This is a genomic window from Pseudacidovorax sp. NFM-22, assembly GCF_021401245.1.
Taxonomy (GTDB): Bacteria; Pseudomonadota; Gammaproteobacteria; order Burkholderiales; family Burkholderiaceae_C; genus Xenophilus.
Window position 1 is genome coordinate 444,731 of the sequence record NZ_JACBFY010000005.1, and the last position, 16,058, is coordinate 460,788.

At 70.4% G+C, this 16,058-nt stretch carries 16 protein-coding genes; 3 read left to right on the forward strand and 13 right to left on the reverse strand.

From position 1 onward, the window contains the following. Window positions 1-98: 98 nt before the first annotated feature. Entirely contained in the window at window positions 99-719 is a 621-nt protein-coding gene (locus L0984_RS19630) for a TetR/AcrR family transcriptional regulator (protein WP_234195589.1), read from the forward strand. Here the strand turns inward: L0984_RS19630 and L0984_RS19635 are convergent. Both L0984_RS19635 and L0984_RS19640 read right to left on the reverse strand, forming a co-directional pair. Further along, window positions 683-1,090: a nuclear transport factor 2 family protein gene (locus L0984_RS19635; protein WP_234195591.1), complete on the reverse strand. Its 408-nt coding sequence runs from the start codon at window positions 1,088-1,090 to the stop codon at window positions 683-685. The two genes, L0984_RS19630 and L0984_RS19635, sit on opposite strands and share 37 nt — an antisense overlap. A gap of 14 nt (window positions 1,091-1,104) precedes the next feature. Continuing rightward, a complete protein-coding gene (locus L0984_RS19640; protein ID WP_234195593.1) occupies window positions 1,105-1,518 on the reverse strand; it encodes a nuclear transport factor 2 family protein in 414 nt (137 codons plus the stop codon). Window positions 1,519-1,622: 104 nt separating this feature from the next. On the opposite strand from L0984_RS19640, the gene L0984_RS19645 reads away from it, so the two are divergent. Beyond that, the gene (locus tag L0984_RS19645) at window positions 1,623-2,330 is read left to right on the forward strand and encodes a TetR/AcrR family transcriptional regulator (protein WP_234195595.1); all 708 of its coding nucleotides are present in this window, start codon (window positions 1,623-1,625) and stop codon (window positions 2,328-2,330) included. Here L0984_RS19645 and L0984_RS19650 read toward each other — a convergent pair. The 3 genes from L0984_RS19650 to L0984_RS19660 are packed head-to-tail and all read right to left on the reverse strand — an operon-like array spanning window position 2,320 to window position 4,460. Further along, the gene (locus L0984_RS19650; RefSeq protein ID WP_234195597.1) at window positions 2,320-2,814 is read right to left on the reverse strand and encodes a PaaI family thioesterase; all 495 of its coding nucleotides are present in this window, start codon (window positions 2,812-2,814) and stop codon (window positions 2,320-2,322) included. The two genes, L0984_RS19645 and L0984_RS19650, sit on opposite strands and share 11 nt — an antisense overlap. After that, on the reverse strand, window positions 2,811-3,965 hold the full coding sequence (locus tag L0984_RS19655) for an ABC transporter substrate-binding protein (RefSeq protein WP_234195599.1): 1,155 nt from the start codon (window positions 3,963-3,965) through the stop codon (window positions 2,811-2,813). Before L0984_RS19655 ends, L0984_RS19650 begins: the two co-directional genes overlap by 4 nt. 51 nt (window positions 3,966-4,016) lie before the next feature. Continuing rightward, the gene (locus L0984_RS19660) at window positions 4,017-4,460 is read right to left on the reverse strand and encodes a nuclear transport factor 2 family protein (RefSeq protein ID WP_234195601.1); all 444 of its coding nucleotides are present in this window, start codon (window positions 4,458-4,460) and stop codon (window positions 4,017-4,019) included. A gap of 123 nt (window positions 4,461-4,583) precedes the next feature. Between L0984_RS19660 and L0984_RS19665 the strand changes: the two genes are divergently transcribed. Next, window positions 4,584-5,522, forward strand: a complete 939-nt coding sequence (locus tag L0984_RS19665; RefSeq protein ID WP_234195602.1) for an MBL fold metallo-hydrolase — start codon at window positions 4,584-4,586, stop codon at window positions 5,520-5,522. Window positions 5,523-5,555: 33 nt separating this feature from the next. Here the strand turns inward: L0984_RS19665 and L0984_RS19670 are convergent, their stop codons facing one another. From L0984_RS19670 to L0984_RS19705, 8 genes are all read right to left on the reverse strand, one after another. Further along, window positions 5,556-7,166, reverse strand: coding sequence for an acyl-CoA synthetase (locus L0984_RS19670; protein WP_255697522.1), 1,611 nt, complete (start codon window positions 7,164-7,166; stop codon window positions 5,556-5,558). Beyond that, the gene (locus L0984_RS19675; RefSeq protein WP_234195605.1) at window positions 7,163-8,380 is read right to left on the reverse strand and encodes a CoA transferase; all 1,218 of its coding nucleotides are present in this window, start codon (window positions 8,378-8,380) and stop codon (window positions 7,163-7,165) included. Before L0984_RS19675 ends, L0984_RS19670 begins: the two co-directional genes overlap by 4 nt. Window positions 8,381-8,425: 45 nt before the next feature. Further along, window positions 8,426-10,066 (reverse strand): acyl-CoA dehydrogenase family protein, encoded by a 1,641-nt coding sequence (locus L0984_RS19680; protein WP_234195606.1) that lies wholly within the window; start codon window positions 10,064-10,066, stop codon window positions 8,426-8,428. Between the two features lie 241 nt (window positions 10,067-10,307). Continuing rightward, window positions 10,308-11,624 (reverse strand): phytoene desaturase family protein, encoded by a 1,317-nt coding sequence (locus L0984_RS19685; RefSeq protein ID WP_234195607.1) that lies wholly within the window; start codon window positions 11,622-11,624, stop codon window positions 10,308-10,310. Between the two features lie 58 nt (window positions 11,625-11,682). Continuing rightward, window positions 11,683-13,203, reverse strand: coding sequence for a 3-hydroxyacyl-CoA dehydrogenase (locus L0984_RS19690; RefSeq protein WP_234195609.1), 1,521 nt, complete (start codon window positions 13,201-13,203; stop codon window positions 11,683-11,685). Window positions 13,204-13,237: 34 nt separating this feature from the next. After that, on the reverse strand, window positions 13,238-14,038 hold the full coding sequence (locus L0984_RS19695; protein WP_234195611.1) for an enoyl-CoA hydratase-related protein: 801 nt from the start codon (window positions 14,036-14,038) through the stop codon (window positions 13,238-13,240). Further along, window positions 14,035-14,844: an enoyl-CoA hydratase/isomerase family protein gene (locus L0984_RS19700; RefSeq protein ID WP_234195613.1), complete on the reverse strand. Its 810-nt coding sequence runs from the start codon at window positions 14,842-14,844 to the stop codon at window positions 14,035-14,037. The genes L0984_RS19695 and L0984_RS19700 overlap by 4 nt, the downstream gene beginning before the upstream one ends. Beyond that, a complete protein-coding gene (locus L0984_RS19705) occupies window positions 14,844-16,046 on the reverse strand; it encodes an acetyl-CoA acetyltransferase (protein WP_234195615.1) in 1,203 nt (400 codons plus the stop codon). Before L0984_RS19705 ends, L0984_RS19700 begins: the two co-directional genes overlap by 1 nt. Window positions 16,047-16,058 lie beyond the last annotated feature (12 nt).

The window sequence follows — 16,058 nt, forward strand, 5'->3', positions numbered from 1 at the left end:
GTGTGCCGCCTCGAATCGGCGCCTTATAGTCCGTCCGGTCGGTCTAATATATCGACTGGGTCAACAAGTGGCAAGACAACCGGCGAAGGACACGCAACGTGACACGCACTCGGGCAGACGACTATGAGGACAAGAAGCGCGCCATCCTGGAGAAGGCGGCCGCGCTCATCGCCCGCAAGGGCTTCGACCAGGCCACGATGATGGACGTGGCCAAGGCCTGCAATGCCTCCAAGTCCCACCTGTACCACTACTTCCCCAGCAAGGAGGACCTGCTCTTCGCCGTGGTGCACGAACACATCGCGCAGCAGACCGCGGAGCTGCGCGCCATCGTCGCCCTGCCGCTGCCGGCCGAGGAGCGCTTCGCGCGCTTCGTCGACAGCTTCGTGCAGGGCGCGGCGCGCTCGCGCAGCGAGCACCTCATCCTGATGGCGGACCTCAAGTTCCTGCCCCGCGCCGAGCGCGAGCAGATCCGCGTGATGGAGGTGGAGCTGGCCGACCTGCTGGAGCAGCTGCTCGGCGAGGTGAACCCCACCGTCATGCGCGACCCGAAGGCGCGCAAGCCCTACTCGCTGCTGCTCTTCGGCATGATGATCTGGACCTTCACCTGGTACCGCAAGAGCGGCCAGATCCCGCCGCGCGAGCTGGCCGCGCGGGTGTCCGCGCTGTGGACGGCGGGCTTCGCTCAGCTCGACGCCGAAGGCAGGCCCATCAACGCCTGAAGCACGGAGGTCTCCATGTAGGCCTCGTCGCGGCACAGCTGGCCGCCGCGCACCATGCAGATGTCCATGCCACGCACGCGGCGGCTGGGCCCGCCCTCCCGGCGGCGGATGGTGCAGTCCCACAGCACCGCCTGGCCGTCCTGGCCTTCGAGGCGGTATTCCTCGGTGACCACGAACTGCATGTCCCAACGCTCGAAGAACTTGCGCAGGTAGCGCCGCAGGTTGTCCTTGCCGATGATGCGCTTGCCGGTCTTCGGGTCGCAGTAGATGACGTCGTCGGTGTAGGTGTCCAGCGTGGCCTCGAGGTCCAGCGTGTTCCACATGTCGATGCAGCGGCGGGTGGCGTCGAAGATCTCCTGGTCGCTCAGCATGGCGGCTCCCTGGTTCAGGCGGGGTTGGCGGGCAGGGCCTGCAGGGCGGCCGCGTCGTTGAAGCATTCGTCGCGCACGATCAGGCCGTCGCGGATCTCCAGGATGTTCATGCCCCGCTGCAGCATCAGCGCCTGGCCGGCACGGCCGTCGGCATGGCGCCGGCGCACGGCGCATTCCCACAGCGCGATGGCCGCATCGCGGCCTTCGAGACGGTGCTCCTCCAGTACGGCGAAGCGCAGGTCGAAGTCCTCCATCAAGGTGCCCAGGTGGCGCGCCAGGCCGGCCTTGCCGACGACGGCATCGGGCGTTCGGGTGTCCCAGTAGCGGGCCTCGTCGTGGTAGAGGTCCAGCACGCGCGCCAGCGGGCCATCCGCCCAGGCCGCGAAGCGCTCCTGGACGATGCGGTTGACTTCCTTGGTGCTCAGCATCGGCTTCGTCTCCTTCATGGTTTTCGAATCTAATTTCGATTTTATGGAGCTTCGGCTTCTGGTGCAAACTCGGCGGCTTGCCGCACGACACCGATCCGAGGTCCATGACGACGACCAAGACCCCGCCCCCCAAGCCCCCCAAGCCCCCCAAGCCCCCAAAGCCCGCCAAGCGCGCCGCGCGCAAGACCGCCGTTGCCGCCAGCGCGCCCGAAGAGCAGCGCAAGTCGGACGCCACGCGCCAGCGCATCCTGGATGCGACCGCCCTGGTGCTGAGCCGCGAAGGCTTCGCCGGCACCAAGCTCGTGGACATCGCCCACGAGGCCCAGCTCAAGATCGCCACGCTCTACTACTACTACCCCTCGCGCGAGGCGCTGGTCGAGGCCGTGATGGTGAGCGGCAGCGAAGACGTGCGCCGCCATACGCAGCAGGCACTGGACGCGCTCGATCCGGGCGCCAGCGCCGCCGACCGGCTCTGCGCCGCGGTCGAATGCCACCTGCGCTACGTGCTGGAGATCTCCAACTACACGCAGGCCGTGATCCGCAACACCGGCCAGGTTCCCGAGCATGTGCGCAGCAAGCTCAGCGACGAGATCGCGCGCTACGGCCGCCTCTGGCAGCGCCTGGTGGACGACGCGGCCGAAGGCACGACCTACCGCACCCGCACGCAGCGCCGCGCCCTGCGGCTGCTGATCCTTGGCGGGCTCAACTGGTCGGTGGAGTGGTGGAACGCGACCGACATGCCGCTGGACGACCTGGTGTTCGCGGCCGTCTCGATGACGCGTGCGGCGCTGGCCCGCACGCCTAGCCCCTGAGCTGCAGCGGATCCCACGGGTGCGACTCCGCGTGGCGCGCCTCGCCCCGGCGCAGCACACCGCTGGCGCGCAGCACGGCCTCGCCATCGGCATGCACCAGGGCCTGCACGAAGACCAGCGCGCCGGTGGCGCGCAGCACCTCGGCCCGGCCCTGGACCCAGGCGCCCAGCGGCGCGGGTGCCAGGAAGTCGAGCTGCAGCGAGACGGTCGGCAGCACCCGGCCCCAGCCCTCCTCGCGGTACATGGCGCTGGCGGCGATCAGCATGTCGGCCAGCGAGGTCAGCATGCCGCCATGGGCGCAGTCCAGCGGATTGGTGTGGCGGCGCTGCACCCGGAAGCCGAGCTCCAGCGTCTGCCCGTCCAGCCGGCCGAAGAGCGGCGCGGCCTCCGCGATGAAGGGGCCGCACAGCCCCGCCACCGGACGGAAGCCGGCCGGCACCGCCTCCTGCCCGGCCTCGGCTCCCTCGTCGCTCAGCCTCGTCATTGCGCGGGCTTGTACGAGCGCGTCTCGTACACCGCCTCCATCAGGATCGGCTTCTGCACCGAGAAGTGCGAGGTCTTGCTGAAGGAGATGGGGCCCATCACGCCCGTGTCGAAGCCGTTCATGCGCTCCAGCTCGTCGATGCCGCAGGCCCAGGTCACGGCCTTACCGCAGCGCCGGATGGCTTCGAACATCGTGCGGGCCGAGGCATAGCCGGTGAGGGTGAAGCGGTTGGCCTTCTTCGCCTCCTCGTCGCCCACGACCTTGCGCACGCGGTCCATGAAGGCGGCGCCCTTGGGTCCGGTCTCGGCCTCCACGTAGTCGGCCCAGAAGGTGCCGTTGCCCACCGGGCCCATCAGCTCCAGCGTGACGGGGTAGCGGCCGACGTAGAACATGCCGGTGGGCACGCGCAGGCCCAGGCGCTCCAGCTCCTTCATCATGGCGACGTTCTCGTTGACGATGCCGCCGGCGATCAGCGCCTCGCCGCCATCGCGCTTGAAGCGCGCCATCTCGGACGAGAAGTCCTGCTGGCCCTTCTTGTAGATCTGCCGCGACACCACCTGCAGGCTGTTGGCCTTGGCGGCCCGCTCGAAGCCGTCGCGCACGATCTCGCCCGACTCGTCGTCCTGCGACACGATGCCCCACTTGCGCCCCGGGTACTCGCGCGCCATGAAGGTGGTCAGTTCCTCGAACAGCACGTCGTAGGTCTGGCCGATCACGAAGATGTTCTTCTTCACCGGCTCGTACAGCTGCTTCGAGAAGCCCATCACGCTGAAGGTGAGCACGCCCGTCTGCTCGATCACCGGCAGCGCCGCCAGCCCCTGATTGGCCCCCGACACGGTGGTGATGCCGAAGACCTTGTCCACCGTGGCCAGCTTGCGCGCGGCCTGGATGGTGCGCGTGTTGACGTAGCCGTCGTCCTCGGTGATCAGCCGCACCTTGCGGCCGTTGATGCCGCCGGCGGCGTTGACCTCGGCCACCGCCACGCGCACGCCCATGTTGTGCGCGATGCCGGCCAGGGCCGGGGGGCCGGTCAGCGGCATCACGTCGCCGATCACGATCTCGGTGTCCGTCACGCCCTGCTGCTCGGCGAAAGCGGCCGTGGCCTGGATCGACAGGGCCGCCAGCAGGGCGGCCAGGAAATGCATCTTCATGGGTTGTCTCCGTTCTCGTTCTTGGTTCTGCCGTGGGACGCGCTCGGGGGATCAGCGGCGCCAGGTGCGCAGCAGGTGGTCCGAATCCCAGTAGTCCACATGGGTCTGGATCCGGCCCTGGGCATTCACCGTGCACAGCGAGATGCCCTCGATGCGCCAGGGCGAGCCGTCCTGCGGCGACGCCAGGCCGTGCAGGCGCAGCGGGCCGTCGTTGCTGCCGGCCCAGATCCATTCGGCCGCGAAGCCGCGCTCCGTCGCCATCCAGTGGGTGAAGGTGACGGTGCAGCGCGGCGAGAAGCCCAGGTAGACCTTCATGAAGCGCCCGAGCATGGCGTGGCCCTGCACGGTCACGTTCGAGGCCTTGTCGGTGTAGGTGCCGTCTTCGGCATAGAAGCCGATCAGCGTGTCGCGAAAGCCCCAGGCTGCGCCGTAGGCCTCGAAGAAGCCGGGCTCGCCGTAGCGCAGGAGGGGTGGCGGTTCCAGAATGGCGCTCACGGGCATGTCTCATTTTTTCGAATCGAATTTTGATTTTATAATCCGACACGTCGGACGGTGCAAGCTGGTTTTGCACGGGTCTCGTCTACCCTCCTCCCCTCTGCCCTCTTCTTCCTGGTGCCCATGACGCCTGAGCTTCGACAGATCACCGCGCTGGACGGTCAGCCCGTCCAGGTCATCCGCCTCGGTCCGGTGGACGTGCATGTGACGGGCGCCGGCGGCAAATACCCCGACGGCAACTACGCGGTGGTGCGCGGCGGCGACACCACCGCCTCATTCGACATGCCGATGGGCTGCCACACGCTGCCGCCCGACGCCCTGGGCCGCGACATGGTGGTGCTGAGCCATGTGCACGAGGACCACACGGCCGGCCTCGGCCTGCTGCCCGACGCGCCGGTGCATGTGCACGGCGGCGACGTGGAGGCGCTGCGCAGCCGGGCAGGCCTGGCCGTGCACTACGGCTACAGCCCGACGGTGAACGCGGCGCTGTGCGAGCGGGCGGCCGCCGAGTTCCATTACCGGCCGCGGCCCGATGCCCAGGCCTATGCGGACGGGGCGATCTGGTCGCTGGGCGGTGGCATCCACGTGCAGGCGCTGCATGCGCCCGGCCACACCTCGGGCCATTGCATCCTGATGGTCGAGCCGCAGGGCATCGCCTTCATCGGCGACATCGACCTGACCGGCTTCGGGCCCTACTACGGCGACGCCACGTCAGACCTTGCCGCGTTCCGCTGCAGCCTGCGGCTGGTGAAGGAGCTGGACGCCGCCTGCTGGATCACCTCGCATCACCGCGGGGTGATCACCGACCGGGCGGTCTTCCTGCAGCGCCTGGCGCAGTTCGGCGCCGTGCTCGACCGCCGCGACGAGGCGCTGCTGGACTTTCTGCGCGACGGTGGACCCGCCACGCTGGAGGGCCTGGCGCGGCACCGCTTCGTGTACCCGGCCCATTTCGAGGACCTGTTCGTGGACGATGCCGAGCGCCGGATGATCGGGCAGCACCTGGCGGCGCTGGAGGCGGCCGGTCAGGTGCGCCAGGAGGCGGGGCACTGGCGCGCCCTGTGACCCGACGTCCCTGCGCGCGGCTTGCGGGCAGCGCTAGTGGACCGAGCGCTCCTTGCCTGCCCAGTAGGGTGCGCGCAGCACGTTCTTCATGATCTTGCCGGCGCCCGACAGCGGCAACGCCTCGCAGAACGCCACGCGCCGCGGGCACTTGTAGTTGGCGATCAGCGTGTGGCAATGGGCGATCAGCGCCTGCTCTGTCGCGGCGTGGCCGGCCTTCAGCGCCACCACGGCCAGTACGGCCTCACCCCACTTCTCGTCGGGAATGCCGATCACCGCACACTCGCGCACAGCCGGATGCGCATGCACGGCGTTTTCCACCTCGCGCGAGTAGATGTTCTCGCCGCCGCTGATGATCATGTCCTTCACGCGGTCGACGATGTAGATGAAGCCGTCCTCGTCCATCCAGGCGCCGTCGCCGGTGTGCATCCAGCCGTCGCGCAGCACGGCCGCCGTGTCCTCGGGACGCTTCCAGTAGCCCAGCATGACCTGCGCGCCGCGGATGACGACTTCGCCGGGCGTGCCACGGGGCACCTCGCCGCCCTCGGGATCGACGACCCGCACATCGACGCCGTAGGAGGCCCAACCGGCTGCCTTGCGCCTGTGCAGCCCATGCTCCCCGTCCAAATGGAAGCGCCAAGGCAAACTCAGCGTCAACGCAGAACTCTCGGTCATGCCATAGCCCTGAAAGAACTGCCACCCGGGCAACTTCTCGATGGCCGCGGCCAGCACCGCGTCGGGAATCGGCGAGGCGCCGTACTCGCAATGGTTGATGCTGCTGAGGTCGTAGCGGCTGAACTCTGGATGGTTCAACATCATGTTGAGCATGGTGGGAACCAGCAGCAAGGCGCTGACCCGGTGCCGCTCGATCGCCTGGAAGGCCGGCACAACATCGAACTTGGGCAGACACACGTGCGTGCCGCCTGCCATGGTGATGGCCAGAACAGGCATGGTTCCGGCCAGGTGGAACAGCCCCGCCGAGTGCATGAACCGGGTCTCGGCTGAGAGCGCGAACGTGGCGACCCAGTTGATCGACGCCGCGACCAGGTTCCGGTGCGAAAGCATCACGCCCTTCGGGGTACCCGTCGTGCCACCGGTGTAGTAGATGCCGCACAGGGCGTCGTCGCGCCCGCAAGCGTCCGGCATGGGCGCTGAGCGGGCGATCAGCGCCTCGTAGTCCGCCATGCCGGCCGGCGTTGCCGCATCTCCCATGTGCACCACCTGCGCGACCGAATGGCTGGCCCGCAGCGCAGGCACCTGGTCCACGAAGGCGTCGTCGACCACTAGGCCGACGCAGTCTGCGTCCTGGAGGCTGTAGACGATTTCGGGGACGGCCAGGCGGGTGTTGAGCGGCACCAGCACGAGGTCGGCCCAGGCCGCAGCGAACAACAGTTCGATGTAGTTGTCGCTGTTGAGGGCCAGCACGGCAAGCCGCTCTCCGGGCTGCAGGCCCAGGCTGCGCAAGCCGGCAGCCAGTCTCGGCACGCGCGCGCCGACTTCTCCCCAGGTACGCGCACGGTCGTTGCAGAGCGTGGCGATATGACGATGACGCGTCTGCACGGCACGGGTCAAGGCTTGGGTCAGTTGCATGGGTTCCTTTTTTTCGCTCGATGCATTGAGCGCCTGTTGTCCTGGTAGCCGCGTCAGCCCGCCGCCTGCCGCACCACGCCCCGGTCGTGCAGGCGGCCGAAGCCGGCGGCATCGATGCCCAGCACTTCGGCCAGCACCGCTTCGGTGTCCGCCCCCAGCTGCGGCGCCGGCCGGGCCGGCTGGCGCGGCGCGGCGCCGAAGTCCAGCGGCAGGCCGGCCAGCAGCATCTCGCCGATGCCGGGCTGCGCGGCGCGGGTGAAGAGCGGATTGGCCGGCGAGCACTCGGGATCGCGTGCCAGGGCGGCCACGTCCTGGTAGCGGCTCCAGCACACGCCGTGCTGCTGGAAGGCCGCCGCCACCTCGGCGACGGGTCGCGCAGCGATCCACGGGCCGATCAGCGCGGCCAGTTCCTCGCGGGCGCGGAAGCGCTCGCCCTCGCGGTCCAGGTCCACACCGCGTTGCCGCGCCAGCGCCGCCACCGCTTCGGCGCAGCCGGTGGCCTCAACCAGCGAACGCCACTGCTTGAGCGTGAGGCCGACCACCATCACGCGTTCGCCATCGGCCGTCTCGAAGTCGCGGCCGAAGGCGCCGAACAGTGCATTGCCGTGCCGCTCGCGCGGCCGGCCTTGCTGCGCCTCGGCAATGAAGCCCAGGTGCTGCATCACGGCCAGCGCGACGTCTTCCAGCGCCAGCTTCACATGCTGGCCCTCGCCGGTGCGGCGGCGGTGGCGCTCGGCGGCCAGCAGGCCGACGGCGACTATCTGGCCGGTGATCAGGTCCCAGGCGGGCAGCACATGGTTGACCACGCCCTCGGCATCGACCGGCCCCGTCATGTGGGGCAGGCCCAGGCGGGCATTGACGGTGTAGTCGACCGCCGAGCCCCCATGCCGGTCGCCGGTGAGCGTGAGCTGGATCAGGTCGGGGCGGCGCGCGCGCAGCGCCTCGTGCGCCAACCAGCCGCGGGCCGGGAAGTTGGTGAGGAAGAGACCCGCGTCCTCGCCCGGCGCGCAGGCCAGGGCCATCGCGATCTCGCGCCCTTCGGCCGAGGCCAGGTCCAGCGCCACCGAGCGCTTGGCCTTGTTCAGGCCGCACCAGAAGAGGCTGGTGTCGTCGGCCGTGACCGGCCAGCGGCGATGGTCCAGGCCGCCGTGCAATGGATCGATGCGGATCACGTCGGCGCCCATCTGCGCCAGGGTCATGCCGCCCAGCGGTGCGGCCACGAAGGCCGCGGCCTCCACCACGCGCAGGCCGGCGAGGATGCCGTTGCTCATGTCAGCGCACCGCGCGAAGCGGGGGAGCGTGGGGGCTGTTCCATCTCATCCCCCTGATGATCCGAGGCCAAGCGCGCGCTCCATCAGGCTGCGCGCCACCACCTTGAGCGCCAGCGTCTCCTCGGCGCCTTCGAAGATCGACAGCACGCGCGCGTCGACGAAGTAGCGGCTCACGGCCGTCTCCTCGGCATAGCCCATGCCGCCGTGCAGTTGCAGCGCCTCGCGCGTGACCAGTTCGGCCGAGCGGCAGGCGAGCAGCTTGACCAGGCTGGCTTCCATGCGGCCCTCGCCCGTGTCCACGATGCGGGCCACCGCATAGGCCAGGCGCCGGCAGGCGGCCAGGCGTGCGGCCATGCGCGCCAGCTTGGCCTGCGTGAGCGCCAGGTCGGCCAGCGGCGCGCCGAAGACCTTGCGGTCCTGCGTGTAGCGCACCGCCGCGCGCAGGGCGGCGCGCATGACGCCGCAGGCCCGCGCCGAGGTCTGCATGCGCCCGCCGACCATGCCCGACAGCGTGTAGTAGAAGCCCTTGCCCAGGCCCGCCTCGCCGCCCACCACGTTGGCGTCGGGCACGAAGTAGTCTTCGAAGGCGAGGTCGAAGGAATGCATGCCACGGTAGCCGATGGTCGGGATCGCCCGGCCGCTGAGCTTGCCGCCACCGGGCTGCTGCACCTCGAAGCTGTGACCGTCGAAGGCGGGCTTCTCGGCCAGCAGCACCGACAGGCCCTTGTGGCCCAGGCTGCGGTCGGGGTCGGTGCGGGTCACGACCATCAGCACGCCGGCCTTGCCGGCGAAGGTGCACCAGGTCTTGGCGCCGGTGAGCAGCCAGCCGCCTTCGGTGCGCGTGCCCTTGAGCTGGCAGGCCGCCAGGTCCGAGCCGCAGTCGGGCTCGGTCATGGCGATGGCACACAGCGGGTCGCCCGCCGCCAGCCGCGGCAGCCAGTGCGCCTTCTGCGCCTCGGTGCCGCCGGCCATGAGTGCCCGCGTCAGGATCTCGGGCCGGGTGATCAGGCTGCCGGCGGCGGCCAGCGAGCCTTCCGACAGCGCCTCGGTTACCACCACCATGAGCAGCGTGTCCTCGCGGTCGTCCGGGGCGCTGCCGCCGTGCGACTCGGGAATGGCCAGGCCGAAGACGCCCATTTCGCGCATGGGCTGCAGCAGCGACTCGGGCACCGTGAGGTCGTGGCGGTGGATGGCCTCGGCCTGCGGTGCCACCACCTCGGCGGCGAAGCGGCGGAAGGCGTCCTGGGCCAGGGCATGCGGCTCGTCGAGCGCGATCTCGCCGATCAGGCCCTGGGCCTCGATCACGCCGCGGCCGGCTGTGCGCAGGGCCGGGGCGTTGCCGGTGGCGGCGCGCAGGGCGCGCCACGCGGGCAGGCTGCGCAGCGCGTCGACGGCTGTCGCATCCATGCCGGCTTCGGCGGCGATGACGTCCAGGCGGTCCAGCAGGGCGACGACGGCGTCGGTGGTGAAGACGAGCGCCAGTCGGGCTTCCAGCGGATCGGCCTGCGCGGGTAGCGAGGCGATGGCGGTCTCGGCGGCCAGCAGTTCGGCGCCGGCCCAGGCCAGTTCGAAGGCGGCGATCTGGTGGGCGTCGAGGCGGGCGGCGCTCAAGCGACCGGCTTCCAGGCAGTGCTCGGCGAGGGTGCGGACGGACTGGTCGAAGAGCGCGCGGAGGTGGGCCAGCACCTCGCGGGCGTGGGCGGCGCTTCGATGCAAAGGCTGCGCGCCGCTCTGCCCTTCGACAGGCTCAGGGCGAACGGAGTGGGAGTTTGGCTCAGGTCGAACGGATTCGGAGGTTGGCGCAGAGCAAACGGATTGGGACGTTAGCTCAGGGTGAGCGGGTTGGGCAGGTGCGAGGCTGTTCATCGTGCAGCCCCCACGACCCGTTCGGGCTGAGACTGTCGAAGCCGGGGCGCGAACGCGGCGCTCATGCCGGCACACCCACACCCAGAACCGCCAGCGCCTTGTGCGCGGCCTCGCGGCCCGTGTCGACGCAGGCCTGGGTGCCGCCGCCGCCGTAGTCCTTCACGGCATCGCCCACGTTCCACAGATTGGGCAGCGGCGTTTCCTGCGGCAGGTCGTAGCCGGCGCAGGAGCGTTGGGCCGGCCACTCGCCGCGCATGACGCGGATCGACAGCATCTTCGCGTCCTTGAAACCGGGGAATTCGTTGCGCAGGTCCTGCAGGCCCAGCTCGGTCTCGGCCTTCTCGTCGAAGTCGCCCAGCGCCGGCTTGGGCACCACATAGGCCACGTACAGGTGCCAGCCGGGCGGTGCCATCTCGGGGCACATGGCCGTCAGCTCGCCCATGTTGCACAGCCGCTCGGTGTTGGCGAAGGTGACCAGGCCGGGCAGGTCGATCAGCCGCTCGCGGGTGGCGAAGTTGACGACGATGTTGGCCGCGGGGCGCAGCACGCGGCGCACCTTGGCCACGTAGTCGGCGCCCAGTACCTCTTCGCCCGCCAGCGGCACCGTGGCTGCGGGGCCGATGTTGCTGATGACCACGCGTGCATCGACGCGCTCGGTGCGGCCGTTGCGCACCACGTCCACGCCCGTGGCGCGGCCACCCTCGACATGGATGCGCGTGACCGGCGTGTCCAGCCAGATCTCGCCGCCGCGCGCGCGGATGGCGTCGCCCAGGTCGTTCCACAGGCCGATGGTGCCGCGCGGACAGAAGCCGAAGCGCTTGAACGCGCCCTTGAAGGAGAAGTAGGTGAGGAAGGCGCGGGCCGGCAGCTCGTCGGCATTGGCGGCCCAGATGGCGGCGCACAGGTTGCGGAAGAGCTTGTGCACCGTCTGGTTCTTGGTGAACTTGCGCAGCCATTCCTCGGTGCTCAGCGCCTCTTCGGGCAGCTCGGTGTTGCCCTTGCGCACGTCGCCGAAGGTGGCGCCGATCTTGGCGGCGGCCTTGGTCAGCCCGCCGATGATCAGGTTCCAGCCGCCGCCCTTGCTCGGGTCGATGATCTTGCCGTCGATGCGGAAGACGGTGGCCGGCTGCGGCTCGCGCACGTCCAGCGGCACGCCCAGCAATTCGAAGGTCTGCTCGAAGCCACTGCCGCGCTCGATGGCGATGGCGCCGCGGTTGACGATGAAGCCGTCGATCTCCTCGCTGGAGGCGCGGCCGCCCAGGCGGTCCTGCGACTCCACGATCAGCACCTTGCGGCCGGCGGCCACCAGGTGGGCGGCGGCACTCATGCCGCCTGCGCCTGCGCCGATGACGATGGCGTCGAACTGGGGTTGGGTCATGGTCTTGTCTCCTCGGGAAGTTCGTTGGTAATGGGCGAGCGCCGCGTCACGGGACGGCTCAGCGCTGCGCCTCTGGCGTGGTCAACGGCAGGCCCAGCGCCACGCGGCGCTGCAGCCAGGCACTGGGGCGATAGCGCGGATCGCCCGTGGCCGCCAGTTGCGCCTGCAGCACCTGCAGCAGACGAGCGGCGCCCAGCTGGTCGCCCCAGCCCAGCGGCCCGCGCGGATAGCCCAGGCCCAGGCGCACCGCGTCCTCCAGGTCGGCCACGGTGGCGATGCCGCGCTGCGCGATGTTGGCGGCGATGTTGACGATGGTCGCCATCACCCGCTGCGCGATGAAGCCGGGGCTGTCGTTGATCAGGGTGACGGCGGTACCGTCGGCCGCCAGCAGCGCGTGGGCGGCATCGCGCACCGCTGGCGCGGTGACCGCCGTGAGCATCAGCGTGCGGCGCAGGGCCAGCGGCGGCAGGGGGTCCACGGCCACGCAGCGCGTGGCCTCCAGGCCCAGGCGCAGCGCGGCGGAGGTGGCGTCCTCGCCCCAGGGCTGCAGGAGCAGCAGGTCGGCATCGGCCGCCTGCGACACCGTGCGTGCGCCCGCGGCCTCGGCCAGCGCGCGCAGCGCTTCCGCGCCGCTGGCCTGCGGGTCCACCCACACGGCCAGCCCGGCGGGCAAGTCAGGCACCGCGCGCGCTGCGGGCCGCTGCTGCTGCCCATCGACGTAGCGGTACCAGCCCTCCCCGCTCTTGCGGCCGAACAGGCCGGCCGCCACCCGCGGTGGCACCAGCGACGAAGGACGGAAGCGCGGCTCCTGCTGGAACTGCTCGTAGATCGAGGCCATCACCCGCGCCGACACATCCAGGCCGGTCAGGTCCAGCAACTCGAAGGGCCCCATGCGAAAGCCCAGCGCCTCGCGCAGCACGTCGTCCACATCGGCAGGGCTGGCGACCTGCTCTTCGACGATGCGCAGCCCCTCGGTGTAGAGACCGCGACCGGCATGGTTGATCAGAAAACCGGGCTGGTCGGCCGTGACCACCGCGCGGTGGCCGGCCGACTCGGTGAGCACACTCAGGCGCTGCACCACGGCCGGCGCGGTGCGCACCGCGGCGATGACCTCGGCCACCTTCATCAGCGGCACCGGGTTGAAGAAGTGCAGGCCCGCCACGCGCTCGGGCCGGACACAGGCGGCAGCGATCTCGGCCACCGTCAGCGAGGACGTGTTGCTGGCCAGGATGGCATCGTCGGCGACCAGCGCTTCGAGCTGGCGGAACAGGCTGCGCTTGGCCTCCAGGTCCTCGACGATGGCCTCGATGACCAGCGTGCAGTCGGCAAGCTCGTCGAGCGCGTTGCAGGCATGCAGCCGGCCACGCGCGGCCTGGTGGTCGGCCGCCGTCATGCGGCCCTTCTCGACCGCGCGGGCGAGCATGCCGTCCACGTAATCGACAGCCTTGGCGGCGGCGCCCGGCAGCGCATCGTGGCAGCGCACGGTGTGGCCGGCCTGCAGGAAGAGCTGCACGATGCCGCGGCCCATGGTGCCGGCGCCGACGACGCCGATCGTGGTGGGGGTTGAATGATTGGCCATGGGAGAGATGAACGCCGTGGGGGGAGGACGGCCTTCAGCGGCCGTTGAACTGCGGCTTGCGCTTGTCGAGGAAGGCACGCATGCCCTCGGTCTTGTCCTCGGTGTCGAAGAGCAGCAGGAACTCGCGGTTCTCCAGCGCCAGCGCGGCCTCCAGCGGCAGGTCGGCGCCCTGGCGCAGCACGCGCCGGGTGGCCTCCACCGCCTTCGGCGGCAGGCGCGCGGCCTTGCGCGCGAGTTCCATCGCCCGCGCCAACGCCTGGCCTTCGGGTGCCAGCTCGGCCACCAGGCCCAGCTGGAAGGCGCGCTCGCCACTCAAGGGCTCGGCCGTCAGCAGCATCAAGCTGGCCACCTGCTTGCCGACACTGCGCACCAGCCGCTGCGTGCCGCCCGCGCCGGGCATGATGCCCACGGCCAGCTCGGGCTGGCCCAGCCGCGCCGTGGCGTCGGCCACGATGAAGTCGCACATCAGCGCCAGCTCGCAGCCCGCGCCCAGCGCGAAGCCACTGACGGCTGCGATGACCGGCTTGCGCGACTGCGCCACGGGCGCCCAGTACTGGCCCAGGTCCAGCGCGGCGACGTCCTGCGCGCCCTTGTCCACCAGCAGGTTGAGGTCGGCCCCGGCCGCGAACACCTGGTCGCCGCCGGTGATGACGATGGCCCGCACCTGGTCATCGGCCTCCATGGCGCGCATGGCCTCGGCAATGGCGGCGCGCATGGCCAGGTCCAGCGCGTTGCGCTTGTCGGGCCGGTTGAGCACGAGCAGGCCCACGGCGCCTTCACGGCTACGCAAGACGAGTTCGGCGCAGGCACTCACGCCATTGGCATCGGTGCTCATCGTGCGGCTCCAGGGCGGCCGATGAAGTCCGCGCTGCGTTTGTTCATGAAGGCGTCGTAGCCCTCGCGGAAGTCCTCCCCGGTCAGGCACACGGCCTGGTCGGCTTCCTCGCGCTGGAGCTCCTCGTCGAGCGTGGCGGAGGGATGGTGCAGCCGCTGCTTCATGCGGGCGAAAGCCTCGCCGGGCAGGCGGGCCAGCGCAGCGGCCAGCGCCACGGCCTCGGCCATCACCTCGCCGTCGTCGTGCACGGCATCGGCCAGACCCAGGCGCACGGCCTCCTCGCCGCCCACGGCCTGGCCGTCGCCGAGCAGGCGCCGCGCCACGGGCAGGCCGACGCGGCGCGGCAGCGTCAGCAACTGGCCCCAGTCGGGCGCCAGGCCCAGCTTGAGGAAGGGAAAGAGCACCCGCGCCCCGCGGCCGATGACGATGCGGTCGCCCAGCAGGGCCAGGCCGACGGCCGCGCCGGCCGTCACGCCCTCCATCGCGCTCACCACCGGAATGCGCGCATGGGCAACCAGCCGGCACAGGCCGTGGATGTGCTGCATGCGCTCGCGCGCCTGCGCTTGCGACAGGCCCACCATGCTCGGGATGTCGCCGCCGGCGGAGAACACGCCTTCCACGCCGCCCAGCACCAGCGCGCGCACTTGCGGCTCGGCCAGCAGCACCGTGAGGTGGTCGATGAAGCCCTGGCGCACGGCCTGGTCGATGGCGTTGCGCTTGTCGGGCCGGTTGATGCGCAGCCGCGCCACATGGGGCGCCGGATGGTCGAGCAGCACGACCGGCGTGCTTGCGATGGCATCCACCATCAGACCCCTTCCAGCCCCACGATGGACACCGCGCAGACGTTCTGCGAGGGCTGCCCGCCCAGGTTGTGGATCAACCCGGTCTTGGGATTGGCCAGTTGCCGCGCGCCCGCCCGGCCCTGGAGCTGCAGGTAGATCTCGTAGAGCATGCGGATGCCGCTGGCGCCCACCGGATGGCCGAAGCACTTGAGCCCGCCGTCGATCTGGCAGGGCACGCGGCCGTCGGCGTCGAAGGCGCCGTCGAGCACGTCGTAGACCGCGCGGCCTTCGTCCGACAGGCCCAGGTCTTCCATCGTCACCAACTCGGTGATGGAGAAGCAGTCGTGCACCTCGGTCATGCTGATGCCGGTGCGCGGATCGGCGATGCCGGCCTCCGCATAGGCGCGGCGGGCGGCGACGCGGGCCGTGTGCACGTAGCTGCCGTCCCATTCGCTGGACTGCAGTTCCCAGCCGTTGGAGGTGGCGATCTGCAGGGCCTTGAAGGTGACGAGGTCCGTCTTGCCCAGGCTGCGCGCGATCTCCGGCGTGGTGACGATCACCGCCGCTGCGCCGTCCGAGACGCCACAGCAGTCGAACAGCCCCAGCGGCGCCGCGATGGTCGGCGCCTTGAGGCACTGCTCCTCGGTGATCGGCTTCTGCAGGTGGGCCTTGGGGTTCTTGGCGCCGTTGGCATGGCTCTTGACCGACACATGCGAGATGGCCCGCTTGAGCAACGCCGCATCCACGCCATGCTTGGCGCGGTAGGCGGTCGCCAGCTGCGCGAAGTTGGCGGGCGCCACCGCGTTCGGGTACCACTGCGGGATGTAGGTGCCGACGGTGGCCATGGGCAGGCCGCCGTAGCCCGTGTCCTTGAGCTTCTCGACGCCCAGCGCCAGCGCGATGTCGCAGGCGCCGGCCGCCACGGCGTACGCCGCCGCCCGCACCGCCTCGGAGCCGCCGGCGCAGAAGTTCTCCACCCGCGTCACGCCGATGTTGGGCAGGCGCAGCGCGATGCCCATGGGCGTGCCGCCGCGGCCGGTGCCCACGTCGTCCATGTGGGTCGAGAACCAGGCCGCGCCGAGCTGCTCGGGCGCGATGCCGGCGTCGGCCATGGCCTCGTTGTAGGCCTCCAGCATGAGGTCTTCGGGGCTGGCGTCCCAGCGCTCGCCGAACTTGCTGCAGCCCATGCCGAGGATGGCGACCTTGTCCTTGATGCCTTGTGCCATGGTGTGCGTGCT

What these genes read in the sequence shown, in the direction of transcription:
- L0984_RS19635 (WP_234195591.1), bottom strand. Translation starts at nt 1,090, where the DNA reads ATGCTGAGCGACCAGGAGATCTTCGACGCCACCCGCCGCTGCATCGAC.
- L0984_RS19640 (WP_234195593.1), bottom strand. Translation starts at nt 1,518, where the DNA reads ATGCTGAGCACCAAGGAAGTCAACCGCATCGTCCAGGAGCGCTTCGCG.
- L0984_RS19645 (WP_234195595.1), top strand. Translation starts at nt 1,623, where the DNA reads ATGACGACGACCAAGACCCCGCCCCCCAAGCCCCCCAAGCCCCCCAAG.
- L0984_RS19650 (WP_234195597.1), bottom strand. Translation starts at nt 2,814, where the DNA reads ATGACGAGGCTGAGCGACGAGGGAGCCGAGGCCGGGCAGGAGGCGGTG.
- L0984_RS19655 (WP_234195599.1), bottom strand. Translation starts at nt 3,965, where the DNA reads ATGAAGATGCATTTCCTGGCCGCCCTGCTGGCGGCCCTGTCGATCCAG.
- L0984_RS19665 (WP_234195602.1), top strand. Translation starts at nt 4,584, where the DNA reads ATGACGCCTGAGCTTCGACAGATCACCGCGCTGGACGGTCAGCCCGTC.
- L0984_RS19675 (WP_234195605.1), bottom strand. Translation starts at nt 8,380, where the DNA reads ATGAGCAACGGCATCCTCGCCGGCCTGCGCGTGGTGGAGGCCGCGGCC.
- L0984_RS19685 (WP_234195607.1), bottom strand. Translation starts at nt 11,624, where the DNA reads ATGACCCAACCCCAGTTCGACGCCATCGTCATCGGCGCAGGCGCAGGC.
- L0984_RS19690 (WP_234195609.1), bottom strand. Translation starts at nt 13,203, where the DNA reads ATGGCCAATCATTCAACCCCCACCACGATCGGCGTCGTCGGCGCCGGC.
- L0984_RS19695 (WP_234195611.1), bottom strand. Translation starts at nt 14,038, where the DNA reads ATGAGCACCGATGCCAATGGCGTGAGTGCCTGCGCCGAACTCGTCTTG.
- L0984_RS19700 (WP_234195613.1), bottom strand. Translation starts at nt 14,844, where the DNA reads ATGGTGGATGCCATCGCAAGCACGCCGGTCGTGCTGCTCGACCATCCG.
- L0984_RS19705 (WP_234195615.1), bottom strand. Translation starts at nt 16,046, where the DNA reads ATGGCACAAGGCATCAAGGACAAGGTCGCCATCCTCGGCATGGGCTGC.